Below are 21889 nucleotides of genomic sequence, written 5' to 3' on the forward strand. Positions count from 1 at the left end.
CGCGTACCGGTCCCGTCCGGTCCCGGTGCGTGGTCAGTCCCGGCGGGTGGCCCGGTTCACCCGGGACCGTAGCGCACGGCGGGCGATCGGTCCGAGGTCGTCGACGATCTCGATGAGCACGGCGAGCTGGTCGAGGGCCGACATCGCCTGCCGGGTGGCCGCCCGGTCCACCCCGTCATAGAGTTCCAGCCCGACGAACGCGGCGCAGACGGCGCGGGCCAGGCCGGGCACGTCGGCGATCTCGGCGAACGGTGAACCGGCGAGCAGCCGGCGCAGCACCGACTCGATCTCGTCCACCCAGAGCTGGAGCGCGGCGGCGGTGGGCGCGGCGAGCCGTTCGTCGGTCTGCGCCCCGGCCAGCAGTTGGGCCAGGAAGGAGACGTTGCCCAGCTCGCGTTCCTGCTCGTGCAGCTCCTGCCCGACGGCGAGCAGTTCCCGCAGCGAGCCCACCTCGGTCAGCCGGGTCGACCAGTGCGCGAGCCGGTCGGCGGTGCTGGCCCGGCAGGCGGCGGTGAGCAGGTCGTCGACCGTGCCGAAGTGGTAGAAGACCAGCGCCTGGTTCACCCCGGCGGCGGCGGCGATGGTGCGGGCGGACACACCGGCGATGCCGTGCGTACGGATGGCGGTGATGGCGCCGTCCAGGAGGCGCTGCTTGGTGCCGGACATCGTCCTCCTCGTGGGCCCGCCGGGTGCGGCGGTGTGATCATCGCATCGGTCACCAGCTGCGCCAGCCAGGTGACCCCGGGCAGTCGCAGGGTCCAGCCGACCACGGCCCAGCCGAGATGCAGGTGTACGAGTGCGCGGGCGACGGCGGCCACCCCCCGTGCCGAGCGACCGTCGCCGTCCACGTACTCCGCCCGCCACAGCACCTCCTCGGCGGCGGTGGCGGGACGAATCCGCAGGCCCACCGGGTGGCGGCGGGCAAGGAAACGCCAGGTGGCGGCGCACGGGCCGCAGCCGTCGTCGAGCAGGAGCACCGCCGCCGGCCCCGCGTGGTACGGCCGCCGACGCGGCCACCAGTCGCGCACCTGCCGCCGGTACGCGTGCCACGCCCCGCCGTACCTGCCGGCCAGGTCGTGCTCCTCGTGCGGTCGGGCCACCGCCACGCTGAAGGCGACCGCCACCACCGCGGCCAGCACCAGCGCGGAACTCCGGGTGAGCGCGGCGGTGAGCAGCACCAGGGCCACGGCGCAGGCCTGCATCGGGTTGGCCAGATAGGCGTACGGCCCGGTGGTGACCAGCCGCTCGGGCGGATCCCACGGGTACGGCGTACCGCCGCCGTGGGTGACGAACTCGCGGACCGCGGCGAGTGCCGGGGCGGCCAGCACCAGCGCCACCTGGGCGAGGAGGAGCAGGGCGGGCCGGGGCAGCCCGGTGGCCGTCGCCCACGACCCGTCACCGACCTCGAAGGCCAGGCTGGGGACGAGCCACAGCAGCAGGGTGGTGAAGACCCCGACCTGGAGCAGCGTGCGCGCCGCCAGGTGCCGCCGGTCGGCGCACCAGCGACCGAGCAGTTGCGCCGGCAGGGCCACCACGAGCAGCCCGACCAGCTCCCCGACCAGCCAGTTCGGGCCGAGCCTGACCAGCGGGTGCAGCGCCGGCATGGCCACCGCGTCGATCCAGAGCAGCAGGCCCAGCGTCACCGGCAGCGGCAGCGTCCGGCGCAGCAGCACGGGCAGGGGGCCCCAGAGCGCGGCCCAACCGATCCACAGGTCGACCGGCATGCCCCGGTAGCTTCCCCGCACCGGGGCGAACGCGTACCAACCGGTGCACCGGGCCACCTCGTCGAGGGCGGCGATGCCGATGCCGGCGGCGAGGAAGGCCAGCAGCGCCGCCGCCCGACCGGCGCGGCTCCGGTCGACCCGGATGGCGGCGAGCACGGCCAGCAACGGCACCGCCAGGCTGAGGTAGCGGGCGGCGATCATCGCAGCGTCATCATGTCCAGCAGGTGCCCCACCCCCGCGCCGAGCAGGACCTGCTGGATCGGCCCGAAATACCAGGAGGGGTCGAGCCCCCGGGTGTAGTCCACCCGGATGCGTACCTCGGTGTGCCGCTCGTCGACGGCCCGCCAGGTCAGCTCGGCGTGCCGCCAACGCAACCAGCGCGCGGTGATCGCGCTGTCCTCGACGAACCGGAATCCCACCCGCTGCGCGGCCACCGTCTCCACCTCGGCGAGCAGGTGCCCGCCGGGGCCGTGGGCGCTGCCGTGGTAGCCGAACATCCACCGGTCACCCGGGTCGAGCCCGTCCCCGCTGACCTGGCCGGGCGTGGGCACGCCGAGCAGCCGCAGCGGCACCGACCGGACCGGCACGGGACGGGGACCGGCGGCGAGCCGGGCGGCCACCTCGTCGGCCGGGAGGGTCACCACCCGTACCACCTCGACGGACTGGTCAGGCACCAGCCGTGGGGCCAGTCCGCTGCCCTCCAGCCCCGGTAGGAGCAGCAACGGCACCGCGAGGACGGCGTACGAGCGGGAGGCGTCGCGCAGCGCGCGGATCAGGGCGGTGGTGCCGTGGGACACCGCGTAGACCAGGGGGGCGGCGAGGATGACGCAGATCGCCCCCTCGTGCAGCGCGACCGCCGCCAGCAGCAGGGCGATCGTGGTGATCACGAAGACCCGGCCGTGCGCGGTGCGACCGGGCAGCAGGGCGAGTGCGGCGGCGAGGGTCGTCGGGAGCACCACGAAGAGCAGGGCGCTGTCGGCGCGTCCACCGCGCACCGTGGCGACGAAGACCACCAGTCCGAAGGCCGAGATCAGTCCGGCGAGCACCCAGTTCGCGGCGGTCCGCCGGGGCGGTCCATCCTGCTCGATCATCCATACCTCCCAGTTTTGAGCGTGTGCTCAAAACTGAGCATAGGCGCATTTGAGCGAACGCTCAAACATGGCTTCGCAGGAGCCGTGACCTGGATCATGAGGTCATCCGCTCGGCCGCCGGCTGCCGCCCCGGCGTCATTCCGGCGGGGGCGGTACGGGACCTGGGTGCGACGGGCCGGTCACGTCCGATGGGCCGGTCACGTCCGATGGGCCGGTCACGTCCGATGGGCCGGTCACGTCCGATGGGCCGGTCAGGCCCGGCTGTCAGGGGCGGCAGCAGTGGGTCAGGCGGCCTGGGCGGCAGCGGTTGGTCGGGCGGCCAGGCCGGCTGGATCGGTCACGCTGCCTGCGCGGGCCGCGTGTCCCGCGCGGCAGGGTCCGTCAGGCGGCGGGGTCGGTCAGGCGGCGGGGCCGGCTAAGCGGCGGGGTCGGTCAGGCGGCCTGGACGGCGCGGGTCCGACGGTGTCGGCCGTACCAGGCGATGCCGATCGCCACCCCGACGCCGACGCCGAGCGCCGCTGCGGCCACCGGAACCGCCGGGCGCTCCCGCAGCCGCCGGCCCAGGGGGATCGGATGCCGGAACTCCAGCACCGGCCAGGCGTTCTCCACCGCGAGCCGGCGCAGCGCCCGGTCCGGATTGACCACGCTCGGGTGACCCACGCACTCCAACAGCGGCCGGTCACTGTACGAGTCGGAGTAGGCGTACGAGTCGGCCAGGTCGTACCCCCGGGCGGCCGCCAACTCGTTGACCGCCTCGACCTTGCTCGGGCCGGCCGCGTAGAACTCCACCTCGCCGCTGTAACGCCCGTCCTGCACGCTCATCCGGGTGGCGATCACGTCGGTCACCCCGAGCAGCGCGCCGATCGGGCGGACCATCTCCTCGCCGGAGGCGGAGACCAGCACGACGTCCCGGCCGGCCGCCTGGTGCTCCTCGATCAGCACGGCGGCTTCGGCGTACACGTAGGGGTTGATCAGCTCGTGGAGCGTCTCCGCGACGATCTGGCGGACCTGTTCCACCCGCCAGCCCTTGCAGAGCGCGGCGAGATAGTCCCTGGTCCTGGCCATGGTCTGCTCGTCGGTGCCGCCCAGCCGGAACATCAGCTGCGCGTACGCCGACTTCACGACATCCCGTCGCGTGATCAGCCCGTCCCGGTAGAACGGCCGACCGAATGCCAAGGCGCTCGACTTGGCGATGACGGTCTTGTCCAGATCGAAGAAAGCGGCACTTCGGCCCACGGCCGGCAAGTCTAGTCCGATGGTCTAGGGTCGGCGGGTGCCCCGGGGCCAATACCCCACCCGACCTGCGGGAGCACCTCCACCACGAATGCTCAACGTGATCGCAGTCACACGCTGCGGTCATAATTTCGCAGGGAGTGGGGTCGACAACACTCGACGTGAACACTCCGCTCGGGCAGACTTGTCCGCACGACAACGATTCATGTCCCGGAAACTGACAGACCCTCGGCGGTCGCACCCCCCGCGACCGCCGGGCCGGTTCGGCTCAACCCCCCCGGAGCCGAACCATTCGACGACCCCCGTCTCCCCCCGACGGGGGTCGTCCCTTTCCGGGTGGGAGCGCTCCTGCGGAGGTTAAGGTACGTCTTCCGAGAAGGCCGGCCCAGCTTGGCCATCCTCTTCTGCACCGGTAGGCGCGCTCTCCGGCAGGAGCTTGTTCGCGCGGACGAGGATCTGTGCCTGTTGGCCCCGCCGACCGGTCCGGCCGAGTCTGAGCCCTTCGACCCAGATCCATTCGTCGTGGGGTGGGCGGTGGGCGATCAGTCGGACCCCGGTGACCCACAGCGTGACTGGCCCGTCCGAGGGCATCAGTCGCTCCGCCGCGCTGATCTCCAACACCGCGCCGAGTCGTACCCGAATGTCAAACACCGTGTCCCCTCCTGGTCGGCCCCGCGTTCCTGCGTGGGGGCGTGCTCGTTGTCGTCCTTGGCTGCACGTGTAGGCCGGCGATCTGTACGAAGACCTCACGTCGCGTCAACGCCTCGCCGGTGGCCTGGTTGATGGCGTAGCCGGTGAGCCAGACCCACCCGTCGTAGGTCGGTTTGTCGTCCACCGACGTCACCCGCAAGCACAACGCCCGGTCGCCGGCGAACTGCACCGACGCCCGGTGGTCGATCAACACCAGGTCACCCGGTGCGGGCACCCCCGGCCGATGCGGCAGCGAGGTGCGAGGCACCGGGGTGGGCGGGCCGTTCACGGGACGGCGTTCGGGTCGCGGTCCCACACCAGCACCCACCCCGGGCCAGCCTCAGCAACTCGCCGTGCGACCGGAGCCCGCGCAGTCCAGGTAGGACCGCCGGGCCAGGGACCGCGTCCGCTCAGTCCCCCGCGCCATGCCTCGGATGGCGGTGCGGGCAAGGGTGTACTTCCAGCCCACGCCCGAACAGGGTTGGCAGTTGGTCGATGCGCTCAGCCCCGTCATGCAGACAGGTTGTGGCACGAACCGCCCACCGACCCGGAAAATCCTTCCGGGGTCACGACAGGCTGAGGGGAGACAGTGGACCGATGCGCGGGAGAACGAACAACCTGACCATCGGCGAACGCGTCGCCTGGTACCGCTACCGACGCGGCCTGTCCCAGGAAGTCCTGGCCGGACTCATCGGCCGTACCGCCGACTGGTTAGGCAAGGTCGAGAACAACCGGATCGAGCTGGACCGGCTCTCCGTCATCAAGTCACTCGCCGAAGTCCTGGACGTGCCCCTCGGTGACCTACTCGGCGAACCCGCCCTACTCGACTGGACCAGCGACAGCGGCACCGCCACCGTCCCCGCACTCCGGGCCGCCCTGATGAACTACCGCGCCCTCGGCCCCTTCACCAACGGCCCGGACCAGGAACCCCCGAGCATCGCCGCGCTCAAGAAGGACGTAGGCGCACTCTGGGACGCCTACCAGAACTCCCGCTTCGGATACGTCACCGGCCGCCTACCCGACCTGCTCCACCGCGCCCAAGCCGCCACCGACCACCACCACGGCGACGACCAGGACCAGGCCCGCCGACTCCTCGGTCTGACGTACCAACTCGCCGCGACCCAGCTCACCAAGCTCGGCGAGAGCGACCTCGCGTGGATCGCCGCCGACCGGGGCTTGGCCGCTGTCCGACCCACCGGCGACCCGCTCGTCACCGGCAGTCTGTTCCGCTCCGTCGGCCACGCCCTACACGCCACCGGCCGGTACGCCGAAGCCGTCCGCCTCACCGTGGACGCCGCCGGCTACCTGGAGCCCCACCTCACTCAGGCCACGCCGGAACTGCTCTCCGTCTACGGCACCCTGTTCCTGTCCGGCTCCATGGCCGCCGCCCGCGCCAACGACGCCGCCACCACCCGAACCTTCCTCGCCGCCGCCGACCACGCCGCGAGCCAACTCGGAGCCGACGCCAACCACCTCTGGACCGCGTTCGGACCGACCAACGTCGCCATCCACCGCGTCGCCACCGCCGCCGAACTCGGCGACCTCCAAGTCGCCATCGACCTCGGCCCCCGCGTCGACACCACCGGCCTACCCATGGAACGCCGGGTACGGCACGCACTCGAAGTCGCCCGCGCATACAGCTCCTGGAACCGCCTCGACGACGCCCAAGCCGCCCTACTCGACGCCGAACAGATGGCACCCGAACAGGTCCACCACCACTTCCTCAGCCGCCAACTCACCCTCACCTGGATACGCCGACAACGCGGCAAGCCCACCGCCGAACTCGTCGGACTGGCCCAGCGACTCAAAGTGCTCGACTGAACCCCACCCCTCTACGCTGCCCAGGTGACGACCAACGAGATGCCACCCGTGGCAACCCCACGCGTCGCCGCAGGCGCCCTCTTCCTCGACGCTAAAGGCCGCGTGCTCCTCGTACGCCCCAGCTACAAGAACCACTGGGACATCCCCGGCGGCTACGTCGAACCCGGCGAATCCCCGCGCGCCGCATGCGTACGGGAGATCGAGGAAGAACTCGGCCTCACCATCGCCGTCGGCCCCATGCTCGTCGTCGACTGGGCCCCCGCCGAGGGAGAAGGGGACAAGCTCCTCTTCATCTTCGACGCCGGATCTCTCACCACGAAGCAGGAACAGGCCATCCGCTTCGTCGACGGAGAACTCACCGAGTGGCGTTACGTGACACCGGAGGACCTGGACCGGCACGGGCCGTCTCGCCTGGCCCGCAGGCTCCGTACAGCGATCGCAGCGCGCAACGGCAGCAACACCACCTATGCGGAGCACGGCACTGCACCACTGGGCACCACGTTGCCGAAACAATCTCAGTAGGGATCAAGGCGCTCCGCGCGGCGCGGGCCGGGGCGCGGCAACCGGCTCCTACGGAGCCGCCGCCCCGGCCGCCTATGGCGCCGGGGCGGAAAGTCAGCCGGCCCGCAAACCACGCCCCGCCCCGCGCGTCACCCCTGGGTCGGTGAAGAGACCCGGTGACGAGTCCTGGGACTGACCGGGACCATGCGACAGCCTCTACCTTCCGTGGCTTCCAGCCCTGGTGACGTCTCACCGCGGACCGGTCGACGGTCGGCCAGTCGAGTTGCCGAACGGAATCCGTCAGGCCGCTCACGGATCCGAGGTGGGAAAGGGGTGGAGGTAGAAGGAGGGGCGGCGGGTGGGTGTGGGGTTGGGGTTAGGGCTGCCTCCGGCGGGGGCGCAACGACTCCAGGATGGAGTTGCCGAACGTGTCGGTCCGTGGGTGGTTGGGGTGGGATGCCATCCCGCCAGCCACCGACCCAGGCAAGCCGAGCAGACCAGGGCCAGGGTGACAAGGTCGTACGTCCGGTAGGGCGCTCCACCTTGTCACCCTGGCCCTGGCCCGCTCCACGGTGTGTGGGTCGGCGGCAGACGGGATGACATTAGGTGATGAGCGGCGCCATCTGTCGATGTCGGATTGTGGTCAGCGCAAGCTAGCGGGAAGCCCAACGGATGGCTTGTCTACCGATAAGTGGGTCGATACCCTTCCTTCTGCGCTATTGAGCAGCACGAAACGCAACGTCGCTTGGAGATCCGCCATGACTGTAGGAATTCCCGAAGAGGGAAACCCAATTATTCAGGACTTCATGTACGTCGACGTACCTCGGGTTCGATCTCTCCTCGGACAGTTGTATCAGGGAACTCCTGAGAAGGTCGAGGAAGTTAGTGAGAAGCTTAGGCGTTGGGGGCTAGGTGCCACTCTGGGAATTGCCAAGGGCGAGGCCGGAAAGCAATCCATAGAACGTAATCAAGAAACCCGGAGCTATGGTGAGCTTCATTTCACCATGTTCGAGCAAGCTGCCGAGGCGGCAGGCTTTCTTCATGACATATCCGACGTGGCATTAGTTCCCCCAAATTGGACCAACGGAACTATTCAGGAAGTGGCACCAGAAGGTTCGATCGTAAGGTTGACCGCGGCTTCGAATATCGTTGACGGCCACTATTTCTCGGAGATGGTGGGCCACATGCTTGAAGCGAATATCCTTGGCGGTCGGCAAAAGACTGCCAAGAGCGTATACAGCATGATGAAGATTATGTATCCAAAGGGTGTGGTGCTTCGGGTAATGCCTTGCGGCGCCTCTCGCCCAAATCACGGCTTCGTGGGCACGCTATTGGAGCGCTCAGAGTATATCGATACCGAGCGTAGTGCTTTGTATGGGAGATACGGAAACGAGCCTAGAGAGTGGGTGACGGTCGGCATTGTGGCAAGACGAGGCGAGCGCGAAGTTTCGCCAGCTATGCCAGAGATGGACGCTGGCGGTGGCAAGGGCTTCCAGCGAGAGCAGCTCGACGCGCTCGTGCAGTACTTCTCTAAGCTGATGGAATCACATGGTGCGAATGAGTCGCCTACTTATCCTGGTGTCGCTATAGTGCCTCTGGCAGTCTATAGGACGATCGTCGGCCGACGGGCGTAGGACCAAGCAGTGACGTGTCGGCAGAGGCGTGAGCTGTCCAGAGGCCGGCGATGGACGGCTAGCATCGGCCTTGGTCAAGCGTAAGATGCAGCTAAAGGGCCAGGCGGAAGTCCTCGATCCGCTGTCTGATAACCACTGACGGATCGTCACCGCTCTCCTTGTTCTGTAGCATCTGCGTCACGTCTTCGTCATTGAGAACAATTAGCATCTTGTTGTGTAAGATCCACTGCTCTCGCCGGGTGAATTCGGCCGCCCTGTCCGCGCCTTTTCGCGTGATCACTATTCCAAACAGCCCTGTTCCGTGTCGCTTGAGATAGTTGCACACTTGTAGAACGTTGGATTTGCTCACCAGCCCTTGAAGGTTCTTAGCGTCCGCGACGAGGTAGTCGGCTTGATAGTGGCTACGGAGAAATTGCCAAAAACCAGAACTTGAATAGTTTGGCATAATGAAATCGCGCCGATTTATGCCGGATTCGGTTGCGTTCTCTTCGATAGGGCTGGAGAGTTCGGGGCAGAAGAGGTATTCGAATATCTCGCGACAGAGCTTTTGGTAGGCTGACCAGTCCTTTCTTCCTGGAGTCAGTTCTTGAAGGCGATGCCGTAGCTGCTCTGCTTGACTTCGCCTGGGAGGTGTAGGCTCTGAGCTCTCGACGCCATCAAAGAAATCGTGCACCTCGCTTGTCAGGCCAACCGAAGCGCCTGCTCGCATGATCCAGTTCTTATCCCAGACGTTAATGCCATCAAGCTGCAGGGCATCAAGTTTCTCGGGCGTCAGTAAACCGGGTATCGCCAGTGTTATGCTGACGTCTCCCCGGCGAAACAGGTCCGACGTCGCCTGACGATATTGTATGAGCTTATCTCGAAGGTCAAGGAGTCTACCGAAAGTCTGCGGGTAGTTCTTCTTTACCTCTACGACATGCACGCCCGCTGGCCCTTGTAAAATTAGGTCTGGCACGAGTCCTTCCGCTACTCGGCTCTCTTGTTGGATAATTGTATCGGGATGCTGTCGTTCTAGGATCTCGATTAATAGTCGGGTTAGGTCCCTCTCGGTCCGTCCCGGCTTGTTCGGCTCGCCCACTCGTACGATCCTATATGGAGAGGAGCGAGTTGGCGATGCCGTAGGCATCAAGGGTTGCTCGCGGTGTGCGCGTCGGCGTTGCCCGGCATGCGTGGCAGTGATGTTCTCCCGTACGTCCCGCAGGGCCCTCCCTGTCCCTACGGCCTGTGCCGAGTTCCGCCATGTGCGGACGAAGGTCGACGGGATGGCTAAGGGGCACGGCCGAGACGCGCTATGTGGGGTTGAGCAGCAAACCGCTACTCTCGCAACGTGCGCCGCTTGCTCTTGGACTCAAATGCCATCGACCCGTTCGCCGACGTCCCAAACGCATACGAGGCCGCCGAAAAGGCAGTAACCGACGGTGCGTACGAGCTGATATTTACGCACGTAAACATTGACGAGTTGGCAGAGATCCCAGACGTCGACCGCAGACAGCACCTCCTCCTGGTGATGGTGGGCCTCGGCCGACTCGTCCCTACCGGCGCTGCCGCCGTTGACTACTCGCGCGTGAGTTGGTGCCGGGCGGTGGACGATCCGGACGTGTTCGAAGCGGTGCAGTCCGGCAACATCGATCACACACGAGACGCGCTGCTCGCGGCGACTGCCGTCTTCGAACGATGCCCGCTCGTGACCAACGACAAGAAGCTCCGCAATCGGGCAATTGGCCGTGGGGTGCAAGTGATCACGTCCGCAGAACTGCTTGCCGAACTCGGAGTCGCGGTTGGACGAGTTGACTAACTGGGTGACGACCGACCGAACAGCAGCGGACATCTCAGGTACAGCGGCGGACGGCTGAACAAGCTCCGGCGGTGGCTTCGGCCAGATTGCCAGCCAGCGATCATTTTTCACACCGAGGAGGTCAGCTTGGCCGTACAGCCATCCGTACAGCCAAGCCGACGGACCGGGACGGTCAGGGGGCGACGGTAGGCGACCTGACGAGCAGGCCGGCGGCACCTAGCGACGCCGACCGACAGCAGTCTTGATCTTTGCAAAGCAGAGGTGGGTTCGGTTGAGCCCGCTGAGGGCAAAGTAGGGCGCACCGTGTTCCGTCGGGTACCCGACGCTTGCCCAGCCTTCCGGAGTAGTGGCGCTAGGTTGCCCGGGTGACCGCACCAAGCCGACTACGCTCGCTGCTGCCCTGCAAGACCTACTGGCGCTGACCCTTGCAGATCCTCACCCTCAAAGCGGGCAGTCTTGGCCGCTCCTGGCACATCGCGCACATCCTCCTGTCGATGCTCACGCTCGGCTGGTGGCTGCCCATCTACGGCATCCACGCCCTCATCTCCGCTACCACCCGGCCCACCGTGCAGGTAGAGGTCCCCGACGGGCACCGAGTGGAGTACCGCGACGGGTGGCCCAACGTCCTCGGACCGGACGAGTACCTTGAGCCGCGCCCCGTGAAGGAGAGGGTTCTGATTGCCGCAGGTTATGCCGCTCCGGTGCTGATCCTCGTGGCGATTGTCGTCCGGGTGACGATCCGGAGCTGACCAACGAGTCGGCACGCAGTCCGTATCTGCGCTCGCGGACTGCCCTGCGGGCGGCCTCCGGCCGTCCTCGGGCGGCCCGCAGCGCATCATTCCCGGTCAGCGGATCGTCAGCGAACGCCGTACCACGCGGCCACACTCGATCATGCTCGACGGCACGACCGATGCGCCTGACCACGCGGTACGGCACCTGATCACACTCGCTGCTACGTCAGGTCACTTTCCCCCCGACGGGGGTCGTCCCTTTCCGGGTGGGAGCGCTCCGCCCTGCGAACTGGTGGACCTGCGCGCCGCTGACCCGCCGACGGTTTACCGCGCCACGGCCTTCATCGTCGTACGGGCGGGCAGGAAGCAGGCCAGGGCCCGGCCGTGCCGGTCGGTGACCACCCACGGGTGCCCCAGGTACGTCTGCTGGCGGTAGGACCTGCCGGCGTCGAGCACCTTGTACTGCCGGCGTTGCCCCTGGTGGTCGAGCCAGTAGACGACGACCTGCGAACTGCGGGCGTTGACGAACTCGACGTACGTCGAGGGTCCGTTCGAACTGGACCTCAGCGAGCGTTCCTGGGATGCCGGCAGCGGCGTCAACTCGCCCGGTCCGGGCTGGTTCGTCGGCGGCTTCGTCGTGGGGCGGGGCGGGGTGGTCGTCGGGGCGGGCCGGGGCGGGGTGGTCGTGGCGGCGGGGCGGGACGTCGTACCCGTGGCGGGTTGGCGGGGCGGTGCCGGGGGCGCTGCGACCGGGGCTGCGGCGCGGGTGGCGAGCGAGGCCGGCGCGGGTGAGTGTGCGGCGACCGGCGTGGGGCTCTCCACGGCCGCGAGGTCCGGGCGGTCCGCGATCCACGACGGCGTCATCGGGAGCGCCGCGTCGTCCCGCCTCGGTCCCGACCACAACGGTGACAGCGCGAGGACGAGGCTGGTGACCAGGCTGAACGCCACTCCGGCCAACAGCAGGGTCCGTCCGATGCCGGCGGATTCGACGGCGTGGCCGGGTGGCGGCAGCGGGCCGGTTGGTGACCCGGCAGGGGATGCGTCGATCAGATGCCGGCCGGCCGGGGGGACGAGGTATGGCGGCAGTGTCTGGTGGTGCCGGGGTGCCGGCAGCCAGCCACCGATGCGCAGGGTGGGGGGTGTTTCGTCGGGTGAGTCGGCCATAGCCCCGGTTCCGAGAGCGGCGGATGCCACCGTCGCGGTGGCGTGCGGTCACGATTATCGACGTACGACGCCGTATGCCGTCAATCACTCGGGCGGGGTGAACAGGACATTCTTTCGCGTTCCTCGCCGGGACGTCGCCCGGATGCTGGCGTCGTTCGGCCGCTCCGGCCCTCCGGACGGCGTGCCGGAGGTAGCTCCCGCGCTGGTCACCGCCCTCCGACCGGGCCCGGACGGGTGTCGAACGGACGGTCGGGGACCATCCCACGGCCGGCGTGACCCGTGGTCCCACCGCCCGGTCGTCTTAGCAGATCACCGGCGGCGGTGGTGGTTGTCCACAGGCCGTCCCGTTGTCCACAGGCGAGGCGTCACGGGCGGCACGCACCGGGGGAGTCGGCGCAGGGTCTGACCAGCACCCCCGAGCGCTGGAGGCCGTGATGCCACCCCGTACCTCCCTTCCGCCGTACCGACGACTGCCGTTGCTGGTCACCTCCGACGGTGACCTGCTCGACGAGCTGCTGCGGCTCGCCGCAGCGGGCGGCACCGAGGCACAGGTGGCCGCCGACCCGGCGGCCGCCCGATCCCGCTGGCTCCCCGCACCTCTGGTGCTCATCGGCAGCGACCAGGCGCAGGCCTGCCTGCGGGCCCGGCTGCCCCACCGGCCCCGGACGGTGCTGGTCGGGCGGTCGGGTGAACTCGACCCGGGCTGGGAGATCGCCGAGCTGATCGGCGCCGAGCACGTCGCCGTCCTGCCCGCCGCCGAGCCGTGGCTGGTCGACCGGTTCACCGAGTGCGCTCCGGATGGCGACCAGGCCGGCCCGGCCCGCACGGTCGCGGTGCTCGGCGGTCGGGGCGGAGCCGGGGCGAGCGTCCTCGCCGGTGGTCTGGCGGTCACCGCCGCCCGCGCCCACCTGCGGACCCTGCTGGTCGACGCGGACCCGCTCGGCGGCGGGCTCGACCTGGTGCTCGGCTGGGAGGAACTGGACGGGTTGCGCTGGCCGTCACTCACCGACGCCGACGGTCGGGTCGACGCGCCCGCCCTGGTCCGCGCCCTGCCGCACCGCGGCGACCTGGTCGTCCTCTCCTGGGACCGGGGCGAGCCGCTGGCCCTGCCCGCGCAGGCGATGGCCGCCACGGTGGACGCGGCCCGGCGGGGTCGGGACTTCGTGGTGGTCGACCTGCCGCGCCAGCTCGACGACGCCGCCGTGATCGCGTTACAGGCAGCCGACCAGGCGTACGTGGTGGTGCCGGCGGAGCTGCGGGCCACCGCGGCGGCGGCCCGGGTGGTCGCTGCGGCGGCCCCGCACTGCGCCACCCTGGGGGTGATCGTCCGGGGACCCGCCCCCGGCCGGTTGCGAGCGACCGAGGTGGCTCGGGCACTGGGGCTGCCGCTCGCCGGGACGCTGCGCCCCGAACCGGCGCTGTGCCGAGGGTTGGAACGCGGTGAGGCACCGGCCGCCGCCGGCCGTGGCCCCCTCGCCGCGCTCTGCCGTCGACTGGTCACCGAGCTGACCGGGCTGCCCGTGCCGGGTGCGGCATGACCGACCGGCCCGACGGGTTCGCTGCCCGGGTCCGACAACGGATGGCCGAGGCGGCGACCCCGGTCACCCCGGCGGCGATCGTCTCCGCCGTCCGCGCCGAACCGTCCGCCGCGGTGCTCGGTGACACCGCCGTGCTGCGGATCGCCAACCGCGTCCACGACGACCTGGTGGGTGCCGGGCCGCTCGCTCCACTGCTCGAAGATCCGCAGGTCACCGACGTACTCGTCAACGGTGTCCGGGTCTGGGTCGACCGGGGTGCCGGGCTGCACCAGGTGGCGGTGCCGCTCGGCACGGTCGACGACGTACGCCGGTTGGCGCAACGGCTCACCGCTGCCGCCGGACGTCGGCTCGACGACGGTTCGCCGTACGCGGACGCGCGGCTGCCCGACGGCACCCGGCTGCACGCCGTACTGCCTCCGGTGGCGACCGACGGGCCGTACCTGTCCCTGCGGACCTTCCGGCACCGCCCGTTCACCCTCGACGAGCTGGTCCAGCAGGGCACCGTGCCGCACCCGGTGGCGCCGGTGCTCGCCGCGGTGGTCGCCGCCCGGCTGGCGTACCTGGTCACCGGCGGCACCGGCTCGGGCAAGACCACCCTGCTCAACACGATGCTGGGCCTGGTGCCGACGACGGAACGCATCGTGCTGGTCGAGGACGCCGCCGAACTGCATCCGGTGCACCCACACGTGATCGGTCTCCAGGCCCGGACGGCCAACGTGGAGGGGGCGGGCGTGGTCGGGCTGAGCGAGCTGGTCCGGCAGGCGTTGCGGATGCGTCCCGACCGGCTGGTCGTCGGCGAGTGCCGGGGCGCGGAGGTGGTGGACCTGTTGGCCGCACTCAACACCGGGCACGACGGCGGGGCGGGCACCCTGCACGCCAACACCCCGGCCGACGTACCGGCCCGGTTGGAGGCCCTCGGGTTGCTCGGTGGGCTACCCCGGGCGGCGCTGCACGCCCAGGTCACCGCCGCGCTCCAGGTGCTGGTGCAGGTCCGTCGAGGCCCCCACGGCCGGCTGTTGGAGTCGATCTGTCTGCTGCTGGCGGAGGGGCCCGATCGCCTGGTGACAGTGGTGCCGGCCTGGATGCGGGGGCATGGCGTCGGGCCGGCCGGGCACTCGCTGGCCACCCTGCTGCGGGATCGGGGAGTGCCGGTGCCGCCACTGCTCCGGGAACCCCGGTCCCGCTCGACGGGGACGGCGTGACACCCCCATTGTGGCTGGTCACGGTCCTGCTGACCGGTGCGGCTCTGGTGGTCGCCTGGCCGGCACGCTCCAGCCGACGTCGCCGCCGCAGCCTGCTCGCCGCACCGCCGGGCATCCCGGGCCCGATGAGTTCCCCTGGCTCAATGGGAAGTGCGGGCTCGCCGGCCTCCACCGGCCTCAGTCGGTGGAGGGGCCTCCTCGGGTGGCACGGCCCGGGCCTCCTCGGGTGGCGCGGCCCCGTGAGTCCGGCGGAGGCCGGGCAGCCGGCCGGTGCGGCCGGCGGTGATCCGGTCCGGCAGGCGCCCGCAGCCGTCGACCGGTCGGCAACCGGTGGAGGTTCGTTGCGGTGGCGGGCGTCCGGTCGTCCACGACGGGCCGTGCTGCTGGTCGGGCTGGTGGGAGCGGGTGCGGGTGGCGTCGCCGCCGGGCCGGTCGCCGCCGCGCTCCTGGCCGGCTACGGGATGCTCGGGGCCCGCGCCGTGCACCGCAGGCGGGCAGCGGGGCAGGTCGGCCAGGAGCGCCGCCGCCAATTGGACCGGCTCGGGGCGTTCGCCGCCGATCTGCGTGCCGGTCTGCCCGTCCCGACGCTCGACCGGGTCGATGCCCCGGCGGGCGCGGATGGCCTGACCGGCACCGGCCGGACCGCGACCGTGCCGGCCCCGGTGACTGCCGGCGGCTCTCTGGACGCCGACTGCGCGCTCGCCACCGACCATGGCGTCGGTATCGGCACTCAGGTGCGTCTTCCCACGGCATCCCGGTCAGGCGAAGGTCTACCGAGCCCGAGCCCGAGCCCGAGCCCGAGCCCGAGGCGCGGCTCCGGCGGACCGAACGGCGATCCGGCCGGGACGGACCGGCTCGAACGGTTGGCTCGCGCGGCGGTCCGGCTCGCGGACCGGACCGGAGCACCACTGGCCGAGCTTCTCGAACGGGTCGAGGCCGACGCGCGGGCGTTCGACCGGGGAATGGCCGCTGCCGCCGCCCAGTCGGCGGGCGCCAACGCCACCGCGCTGCTGCTGGCTGCGCTTCCGCTCGGTGGTGTCGCCCTCGGCTACGGCATCGGTGTCGACCCGCTGGCGGTGTTGCTGCACACCCCGGTAGGCGCCGCGTGCGCCCTCGTCGCGATGGGCCTCCAGGCCGGCGGCCTGCTCTGGGCCGAGCGGCTGGGCGCCACACCGGGTGAGGGCGGCTGATGTCACCGGCGAGTGTGTCAGCCGGTTGCCTGGTCGTGGCCGCCCTGCTGATCGTGGTGCGCGGCAACCGGGCCGGCCGGAGGTGGGAGGTCCTGACCGGCCGGCGGACGGGCAGCCGCCGGCCGGGCTGGTGGCCGGACCGGGTACGGCTCGGCGCCGCGCTGGCGGGTCTGGCGGTCCTGCTGCTGACCGGCGGCTGGTCCGGAGCACTGGGCGGGGCACTGACCACCTTGGTGGCGGATCGGCTGCTCCGTCGGATCGAACCGCGCGCTGTCCGGGAGAGCCGGTTGCGGGAGGCCGCCGACCTGCCGCTGGCTGCCGACCTGCTGGCAGCGGCCATGCGGGCGGGTGCACCGGTGGACCGGTCGGTGCTCGCGGTGGCCGACGCGCTGGACGGCCCACTGGCGGTCCGGTTCGGCCGGATCGGGCGGACGCTGCTGCTCGGCGGGGAGCCGCCCGAAGCGTGGGTACACCTCGCTCCGGTGCCCGGGGCGGACCGGGTGGTGGGTGCCGCGCTGCGCTCCTCCCGCAGCGGTGCGGCGCTGGCCGGTGCCCTCACCCGCGTCGCCGACGACCTTCGGGCCGATCGCTCCACGGCGGCGGAGGCATCCGCCCGACGGGCCGGCGTGCTGATCGTGCTGCCGCTGGGCCTGTGCTTCCTGCCGGCCTTCATTCTCGCCGGCCTCGTGCCGGTGATCGTCGCCGTCCTCGGCGACGTGCTGTGAACCCTCATCGAGAACGTGCTGTGAACCCTCATCGAGAAAGGGAAACGACAGATGCGCAAACTCCTCCGCCGGCTCCACACCCGGCTGCGCGGCGACGCGGGGATGAACACCGCCGAGTACGCCGTGGGCACCCTCGCGGCCGTGGCCTTCGCCGGCATCCTGCTCAAGGTGCTCACCTCGGGCAACGTGCAGTCGGCCCTGACGGCCGTCATCGATCGGGCGTTGAAGTGAGACCGCGCCGGCCGGCCGGTCGGGACCGGGGTTCGTTCACCGCCGAACTGGCGGCCGGCCTGCCGGCGCTGCTCGTGCTCCTGTTCGCCGGGCTCACCGCCGTGGACGCGGTCACCACGAAGGCGACCTGCCTGGACGCGGCCCGGGAGGCGGCGCTCGCCGCCGCCCGGGGCGGGGACGGCACCAGCGCGGGCACCCGGATAGCACCCGAGGCGGCGGTCGTCTCGATCTCGGTGCAGGGGGACCGGGTCACCGCGACGGTCCGTGCTCCCGTCCGGGCGCTCGGGGCCCAGCTGCCCCGGCTGACCGTAGAGGCCAGCACGGTCGCCGCGCTCGAACCCGGTTCACCTGCACCGGACGTACCGGGGGCCGGCTCACCGGCATCGGGAGCACCGGGAACCGGCTCGTGAGCCACGCCTGCCGGCCCGACCGCGCCTCGGACCGCGCCGGGGACCGTGTCTCGGAGCGCGCCGGGAACCGTGTCTCAGGCTGGGCCGGGGACCGTGCCTCGGACCGCGCCGGGAACGGTGTCTCGGACCGCGCCGGGGAGCACACCTCGGATCGGGGTGGGGCCACGGTGCTGTTGCTCGCCATCGGCATGGTCTTCGTGCTGGTCGGGGGGTTCGGGGCGGCGATCGGCGCGGCCCGCCTGGCCCGGCACCAGGCCCGGGTCGGCGCCGACTTCGGGGCGCTGGCGGGGGCCGGTCAGGTGTGGCAGGGTGCCGCGCCGGCCTGCGCGACCGCCGACGAGTTCGTCCGCGCCAACGCCGCCCGAATGATCACCTGCCAGGTGGACGGGCTCGATGTGGTGGTGACGGTCGAGGTGGCGGTCAGCCCGCTGCCGGGACTCCGGCGGTTCGCCACCGCCACCGCCCGCGCCGGACCGGTCCGTGGCTGAACGCCAGAAGAACGGCCCGCCACGAATCCCGGTGGAGCCGAACGACGGCCGTCCCGGGGCTGCGGCAGAAGACACGCCCCCGGGACAGCCGGTGGCTCAGCGACCCTGGAGCGCGTCCAGGCCGATCGCCATGGCGATCACCAGCCGCCGGTCGATCTGCGGGTGCGGCACCTCGACGACGTAGCGGTCCCGCAGCCCCCACTTCTTGATCACGGAAAACACCGGCTGACCGCCGGCGGTGAAGTCGAAGTGGTACGGCAGCCACGACAGCGAGTCGACGAACCGGCGCAGCAGCGCCACCGGCATGCTGCGCTCCTGGCCGGTGATCTGCGGCAGGCCGGCCTGCTCGACGTGCCAGGTCGAGCGGAGCAGGGACTGGGCGAAGTCCTTGCGGAACAACCCGATCGGTGTGCCGGCGTGGTCGGTCACGTCGTACGTGGCACCGAGGTCGAGCCGTTGACGGGCCTTGAAGCCGAGCAGCGGGTGCTGCTTCGAGTCGTCTGTGTAGATGGTGACCTGCTCCTTGAAGGCGAGTCGCTTCTGCTGCGCGAACGCCAACAACTCGCCCTCGGTGCCGTCGGCAGCCACCGCCCGGACCTCGTACTGGTTGACCATCATCCGGATCCGCTGCCGGACGTGGAACTGGTGCTGCGTCTGCAAACTGTCTAGCTGCATGAGAACTCCTCCGAAGGGTGCGCCGGAGTCTCGCACAACCCGACAGTCAACGCCCGCCGTCGGCGGCCGCCTTGAGTGCCCAGGTGTTGAGCACCTGGTGGATGCCCCGCAGCCGCTCGTTGATCTGGTCCAGGCGTTCCGCCTGGGCCAGGCTGGCCAGGGCGGCACCCAGCGCGATCAGCTGGTCAGGGGTGAGATTGTCCTGGTCGATGGTGTAGAGCAGGTCGACGGTCTCGGCGATGGTGTCGGCCACGGCTTCTCCTCCAGGGCGGGAAGAACGGCAGGGTCGGCGGTGAGGCGGCACTCCCCATTATCAATGGAAGCGCTCCCATGCATCAATGCCCAGTTGTCCCCCGACTCAAGCGCGATCCTCGAACTCGGATCGGACGACACCCGAGCGACCGTCGACCGGACCCCGCTACCGGTCGACAGAAGCCGGCTGGGCAGAGGTGGGCTGGGCAGGAGCCTGCTGGGCGGGAGCCGGCTGGGTGGGAGCCGGCTGGGTGGGAGCAGGTTGGGCAAGAGTCGGCTGGGCAGGAGTCGGCTGGGCAAGAACCGATTGGGTGGGAGCTGGTGGGGTGGGGACGGGCATCCCGCTGGGGAGGTTGGTCAGGACCACGTCGAGGACCCGGACCGCGCCCGGCTTGGACAGCGGGTTGTTGCCGTTGCCGCACTTGGGGGACTGCACGCAGGAGGGGCACCCCGACTCGCAGCCGCACTCGACGATGGCGTCCCGGGTGGCGCCCAGCCAGGCCGCCGCCGTCCGGTAGGCCCGCTCGGCGAAGCCGGCCCCGCCGGGGTGGCCGTCGTAGACGAACACCGTGGGCGCCTCGGTGTCCGGGTGCAGGGCGGTGGACAGCCCGCCGATGTCCCACCGGTCGCAGGTGGCCATCAGGGGCAGCAGCCCGATCCCGGCGTGCTCGGCGGCGTGCAGGGCACCCGGCACGTCCGCCGCCTCGACGCCGGCCGCCGCCAGCGACTGCGGGGAGAGCGTGAACCAGACCGCGACGGTCCGCAGCTCCCGGGCCGGCAGGTCCAACGGTCGGGTGTCGATCACCTCGCCGGAGGCGATCCGGCGGCGCTGGTAGGAGACCACCTGGCTGGTCACGTCCACCTCGCCGAGGAAGAGCCCGACCGGCCCGGCGTCCCGGTAGGAGCGGACCGACACCACGGAGAGCGAGGTGACGTCCCGGGCGTGGGTGGACCAGTCGGGTTCCTCGGCGTGCACCAGCGCGCACCCGTCGTCGAGGTCCAGCGCGTCGACCACGTACGAGACGCCCTGGTGGAGATAGACCGCCCCGGGGTGGACGAGGAAATGCGCCGAGCCGCCGTCGACGGTGCCGAGCAGCCGCCCGGTGGACGCCTCCACCACGCAGACCGGTGCCCCACCCTGACCGCGCAGGTCCACCTCGGGTCGTTCCCGGTGCCGCCAGTACCAGCCGGTGGGCCGCTGCCGCAGGTCGCCGGCCTGGACCAGGTGGTCGACTGCCTCCTTCGCCCCGTCGCCGAAGAGTTCCAGGTCGGCCGGGGTGAGCGGGGACTCGGCGGCGGCGCAGGCGAGCTGCGGGGTGAGCACGTACGGGTTGGCCGGGTCGAGCACCGTCGCCTCGACGGGCCGGCCGAACAACGCCTCCGGGTGGTGCACCAGGTAGGTGTCGAGCGGGTCGTCCCGGGCCACCAGCACGGCGAGCGCCTCGTCGCCGGAGCGTCCGGCCCGGCCGGCCTGCTGCCAGAGCGACGCCCGGGTGCCGGGCCAGCCGCAGATCAGCACCGCGTCCAGCCCGACCAGGTCGACGCCGAGCTCCAGCGCGTTGGTGGAGGCCAGCCCCAGCAGGTCGCCGTGCAGCAGGGCCCGTTCCAGTTCCCGGCGTTCCTCGCGCAGGTAGCCGGCCCGGTAGGCGGCCACCCGGTCGCCGAGGCCGGGCACCGCCTCGTCCAGGGCCCGTCGGGCGTTCGCGGCGACCACCTCCGCGCCGCGTCGGGACCGGACGAAGGCGAGCGTGCGTACCCCCTCGGCGACGGTGTCGGCGAGCAGGTCGGCGGTCTCCCGCAGGGCCGACCGGCGGACCTGGGTCAGGTCGTCGGCGACGGCGACGGCGTCGGCCGGGGGCGGCAGCAGCGGCGGCTCCCAGAGCGCGAAGGTGACCCCGCCGCGCGGCGAGGTGTCCTCGGTGACGGCGGTGACCGGCAGGCCGGTGAGCCGCCCGGCGGTCACCGCCGGATCGCCCGACGTCGCCGAGGCCAGCAGGAAGCCGGGGGTACGCCCGAACTGGTCGCACCGGCGGCGCAGCCGACGCAGCACGTGCGCCACGTGCGAGCCGAAGACGCCCCGGTAGGTGTGGCACTCGTCGACGATCACGTAGGTCAGCCGGCGCAGGAACCCCGACCAGTGCGGGTGCCCGGGGAGGATGCCGTGGTGCAGCATGTCCGGGTTGGTGAGCACGAACCGGGAGTGCCGGCGGATCCACTCCCGTTCGGTGCGCGGGGTGTCCCCGTCGTAGCAGGCGGGGCGTACCCCTTCCAGGTCCAGGCCGGCGACGGCGCGGAGCTGGTCGGCGGCCAGCGCCTTGGTGGGGGCCAGGTAGAGCACCGTGGCCCGGGGGTCGGCGAGCAGCGTGGCCAGCGCCGGAAGTTGGTACGCCAGGGACTTGCCGGACGCGGTGCCGGTGGCCACCACGACGTGCTGCCCGGCGTACGCCAGCTCGGCGGCCTCGGCCTGGTGCCGCCACGGGGCGAGTACGCCGCGTCGGGCGAACGCCGCCCGGAGCTCCTCGGGGGCCCACTGCGGCCAGGGCGCCTGCTGCCCGGCGCGGGCCGGCACCCGCTCGACGTGGGTGACCGGGTCGGCCCGGTGCCGGGCGCGCAGCCTGCGCAGCAGCTCGGCCGGGCCTCGCCCGGTGCCGGGGCCTGCGGTCGCGGTGGCTGCGGGGTTCACGTCCTGCACTCTCGCACTGGTGTTCGGTGCTGAACAACCGGGCCGGTGGGTATGGGGGAGCCCTCACCGGTGACCTCGCCGGGCCGTCCGGCGGGGATGGTTAGATGCCCA

The 21889-nt window shown here is 70.9% G+C and carries 22 protein-coding genes; 11 read left to right on the forward strand and 11 right to left on the reverse strand.

Going from position 1 to position 21889, the window contains the following annotated elements; genetic code table 11:
* Nucleotides 1-33: 33 nt before the first annotated feature.
* The 5 genes from ACQP1S_RS02355 to ACQP1S_RS02375 form a co-directional block, all read right to left on the reverse strand.
* On the reverse strand, nucleotides 34-666 hold the full coding sequence (locus tag ACQP1S_RS02355) for a TetR/AcrR family transcriptional regulator (protein ID WP_091244489.1): 633 nt from the start codon (nucleotides 664-666) through the stop codon (nucleotides 34-36).
* Nucleotides 561-1925 carry a methyltransferase family protein gene (locus ACQP1S_RS02360; protein WP_432902465.1) on the reverse strand — a complete coding sequence of 455 codons (1365 nt, stop codon included), beginning with the start codon at nucleotides 1923-1925 and terminating at the stop codon, nucleotides 561-563. Before ACQP1S_RS02360 ends, ACQP1S_RS02355 begins: the two co-directional genes overlap by 106 nt.
* Complete coding sequence (locus ACQP1S_RS02365) at nucleotides 1922-2815, reverse strand: hypothetical protein (protein ID WP_432902467.1); 894 nt, start codon at nucleotides 2813-2815, stop codon at nucleotides 1922-1924. The genes ACQP1S_RS02360 and ACQP1S_RS02365 overlap by 4 nt, the downstream gene beginning before the upstream one ends.
* Nucleotides 2816-3247: 432 nt before the next feature.
* On the reverse strand, nucleotides 3248-4051 hold the full coding sequence (locus ACQP1S_RS02370; protein ID WP_091244497.1) for an HAD family hydrolase: 804 nt from the start codon (nucleotides 4049-4051) through the stop codon (nucleotides 3248-3250).
* Between the two features lie 640 nt (nucleotides 4052-4691).
* Complete coding sequence (locus ACQP1S_RS02375; RefSeq protein WP_432902469.1) at nucleotides 4692-4952, reverse strand: hypothetical protein; 261 nt, start codon at nucleotides 4950-4952, stop codon at nucleotides 4692-4694.
* 383 nt (nucleotides 4953-5335) lie between these two features.
* Here ACQP1S_RS02375 and ACQP1S_RS02380 point away from each other — a divergent pair, with 383 nt between their 5' ends.
* The 3 genes from ACQP1S_RS02380 to ACQP1S_RS02390 all read left to right on the forward strand — a co-directional run bounded on the left by ACQP1S_RS02380 (nucleotide 5336) and on the right by ACQP1S_RS02390 (nucleotide 8694).
* Entirely contained in the window at nucleotides 5336-6559 is a 1224-nt protein-coding gene (locus tag ACQP1S_RS02380) for a helix-turn-helix domain-containing protein (RefSeq protein WP_432902471.1), read from the forward strand.
* A gap of 24 nt (nucleotides 6560-6583) precedes the next feature.
* Nucleotides 6584-7081, forward strand: a complete 498-nt coding sequence (locus ACQP1S_RS02385; protein WP_432902473.1) for an NUDIX domain-containing protein — start codon at nucleotides 6584-6586, stop codon at nucleotides 7079-7081.
* A gap of 737 nt (nucleotides 7082-7818) precedes the next feature.
* On the forward strand, nucleotides 7819-8694 hold the full coding sequence (locus tag ACQP1S_RS02390; protein ID WP_432902475.1) for a DUF6414 family protein: 876 nt from the start codon (nucleotides 7819-7821) through the stop codon (nucleotides 8692-8694).
* 91 nt (nucleotides 8695-8785) lie between these two features.
* On the opposite strand, the gene ACQP1S_RS02395 is transcribed toward ACQP1S_RS02390, so the two are convergent.
* Together ACQP1S_RS02395 and ACQP1S_RS02400 are read right to left on the reverse strand one after the other, a co-directional pair.
* Nucleotides 8786-9772: a hypothetical protein gene (locus tag ACQP1S_RS02395; protein ID WP_432902477.1), complete on the reverse strand. Its 987-nt coding sequence runs from the start codon at nucleotides 9770-9772 to the stop codon at nucleotides 8786-8788.
* Between the two features lie 270 nt (nucleotides 9773-10042).
* Nucleotides 10043-10600: a hypothetical protein gene (locus ACQP1S_RS02400; RefSeq protein ID WP_432902479.1), complete on the reverse strand. Its 558-nt coding sequence runs from the start codon at nucleotides 10598-10600 to the stop codon at nucleotides 10043-10045.
* A gap of 314 nt (nucleotides 10601-10914) precedes the next feature.
* Between ACQP1S_RS02400 and ACQP1S_RS02405 the strand changes: the two genes are divergently transcribed.
* A complete protein-coding gene (locus ACQP1S_RS02405) occupies nucleotides 10915-11238 on the forward strand; it encodes a hypothetical protein (RefSeq protein WP_432902481.1) in 324 nt (107 codons plus the stop codon).
* Between the two features lie 306 nt (nucleotides 11239-11544).
* On the opposite strand, the gene ACQP1S_RS02410 is transcribed toward ACQP1S_RS02405, so the two are convergent.
* On the reverse strand, nucleotides 11545-12384 hold the full coding sequence (locus tag ACQP1S_RS02410; RefSeq protein ID WP_432902483.1) for a hypothetical protein: 840 nt from the start codon (nucleotides 12382-12384) through the stop codon (nucleotides 11545-11547).
* A 434-nt stretch (nucleotides 12385-12818) separates the two neighbouring features.
* On the opposite strand from ACQP1S_RS02410, the gene ssd reads away from it, so the two are divergent.
* The 7 genes from ssd to ACQP1S_RS02445 all read left to right on the forward strand — a co-directional run bounded on the left by ssd (nucleotide 12819) and on the right by ACQP1S_RS02445 (nucleotide 18168).
* Entirely contained in the window at nucleotides 12819-13922 is a 1104-nt protein-coding gene (gene ssd, locus ACQP1S_RS02415; protein ID WP_432902485.1) for a septum site-determining protein Ssd, read from the forward strand.
* The gene (locus ACQP1S_RS02420) at nucleotides 13919-15124 is read left to right on the forward strand and encodes a TadA family conjugal transfer-associated ATPase (protein ID WP_432902487.1); all 1206 of its coding nucleotides are present in this window, start codon (nucleotides 13919-13921) and stop codon (nucleotides 15122-15124) included. Before ssd ends, ACQP1S_RS02420 begins: the two co-directional genes overlap by 4 nt.
* A 239-nt stretch (nucleotides 15125-15363) precedes the next feature.
* On the forward strand, nucleotides 15364-16314 hold the full coding sequence (locus ACQP1S_RS02425) for a hypothetical protein (protein ID WP_432902489.1): 951 nt from the start codon (nucleotides 15364-15366) through the stop codon (nucleotides 16312-16314).
* Nucleotides 16314-17039, forward strand: a complete 726-nt coding sequence (locus tag ACQP1S_RS02430) for a type II secretion system F family protein (protein WP_432902491.1) — start codon at nucleotides 16314-16316, stop codon at nucleotides 17037-17039. The genes ACQP1S_RS02425 and ACQP1S_RS02430 overlap by 1 nt, the downstream gene beginning before the upstream one ends.
* A 51-nt stretch (nucleotides 17040-17090) precedes the next feature.
* Nucleotides 17091-17270, forward strand: coding sequence for a DUF4244 domain-containing protein (locus ACQP1S_RS02435; RefSeq protein WP_091244508.1), 180 nt, complete (start codon nucleotides 17091-17093; stop codon nucleotides 17268-17270).
* Nucleotides 17267-17680 carry a TadE family type IV pilus minor pilin gene (locus ACQP1S_RS02440; protein WP_432902493.1) on the forward strand — a complete coding sequence of 138 codons (414 nt, stop codon included), beginning with the start codon at nucleotides 17267-17269 and terminating at the stop codon, nucleotides 17678-17680. Before ACQP1S_RS02435 ends, ACQP1S_RS02440 begins: the two co-directional genes overlap by 4 nt.
* Before the next feature lie 167 nt (nucleotides 17681-17847).
* Entirely contained in the window at nucleotides 17848-18168 is a 321-nt protein-coding gene (locus tag ACQP1S_RS02445) for an Rv3654c family TadE-like protein (RefSeq protein ID WP_091245265.1), read from the forward strand.
* 96 nt (nucleotides 18169-18264) lie between these two features.
* Here the strand turns inward: ACQP1S_RS02445 and ACQP1S_RS02450 are convergent, their stop codons facing one another.
* The 3 genes from ACQP1S_RS02450 to ACQP1S_RS02460 all read right to left on the reverse strand — a co-directional run bounded on the left by ACQP1S_RS02450 (nucleotide 18265) and on the right by ACQP1S_RS02460 (nucleotide 21787).
* Nucleotides 18265-18843, reverse strand: coding sequence for a hypothetical protein (locus ACQP1S_RS02450; protein ID WP_357888187.1), 579 nt, complete (start codon nucleotides 18841-18843; stop codon nucleotides 18265-18267).
* A gap of 46 nt (nucleotides 18844-18889) precedes the next feature.
* The gene (locus tag ACQP1S_RS02455; protein WP_357773432.1) at nucleotides 18890-19096 is read right to left on the reverse strand and encodes a hypothetical protein; all 207 of its coding nucleotides are present in this window, start codon (nucleotides 19094-19096) and stop codon (nucleotides 18890-18892) included.
* 165 nt (nucleotides 19097-19261) lie between these two features.
* Entirely contained in the window at nucleotides 19262-21787 is a 2526-nt protein-coding gene (locus tag ACQP1S_RS02460) for a DEAD/DEAH box helicase (RefSeq protein ID WP_432902496.1), read from the reverse strand.
* Nucleotides 21788-21889 lie beyond the last annotated feature (102 nt).

The organism is Micromonospora matsumotoense, from assembly GCF_050951065.1.
Lineage (GTDB): Bacteria > Actinomycetota > Actinomycetes > Mycobacteriales > Micromonosporaceae > Micromonospora > Micromonospora matsumotoensis.

Bases quoted from the DNA above. Each gene is read 5' to 3' on its own strand.
- ACQP1S_RS02355 (WP_091244489.1), bottom strand. From the start codon at position 666: ATGTCCGGCACCAAGCAGCGCCTCCTGGACGGCGCCATCACCGCCATC.
- ACQP1S_RS02360 (WP_432902465.1), bottom strand. From the start codon at position 1,925: ATGATCGCCGCCCGCTACCTCAGCCTGGCGGTGCCGTTGCTGGCCGTG.
- ACQP1S_RS02365 (WP_432902467.1), bottom strand. From the start codon at position 2,815: ATGATCGAGCAGGATGGACCGCCCCGGCGGACCGCCGCGAACTGGGTG.
- ACQP1S_RS02380 (WP_432902471.1), top strand. From the start codon at position 5,336: ATGCGCGGGAGAACGAACAACCTGACCATCGGCGAACGCGTCGCCTGG.
- ACQP1S_RS02390 (WP_432902475.1), top strand. From the start codon at position 7,819: ATGACTGTAGGAATTCCCGAAGAGGGAAACCCAATTATTCAGGACTTC.
- ACQP1S_RS02410 (WP_432902483.1), bottom strand. From the start codon at position 12,384: ATGGCCGACTCACCCGACGAAACACCCCCCACCCTGCGCATCGGTGGC.
- ssd (WP_432902485.1), top strand. From the start codon at position 12,819: ATGCCACCCCGTACCTCCCTTCCGCCGTACCGACGACTGCCGTTGCTG.
- ACQP1S_RS02420 (WP_432902487.1), top strand. From the start codon at position 13,919: ATGACCGACCGGCCCGACGGGTTCGCTGCCCGGGTCCGACAACGGATG.
- ACQP1S_RS02430 (WP_432902491.1), top strand. From the start codon at position 16,314: ATGTCACCGGCGAGTGTGTCAGCCGGTTGCCTGGTCGTGGCCGCCCTG.
- ACQP1S_RS02435 (WP_091244508.1), top strand. From the start codon at position 17,091: ATGCGCAAACTCCTCCGCCGGCTCCACACCCGGCTGCGCGGCGACGCG.
- ACQP1S_RS02450 (WP_357888187.1), bottom strand. From the start codon at position 18,843: ATGCAGCTAGACAGTTTGCAGACGCAGCACCAGTTCCACGTCCGGCAG.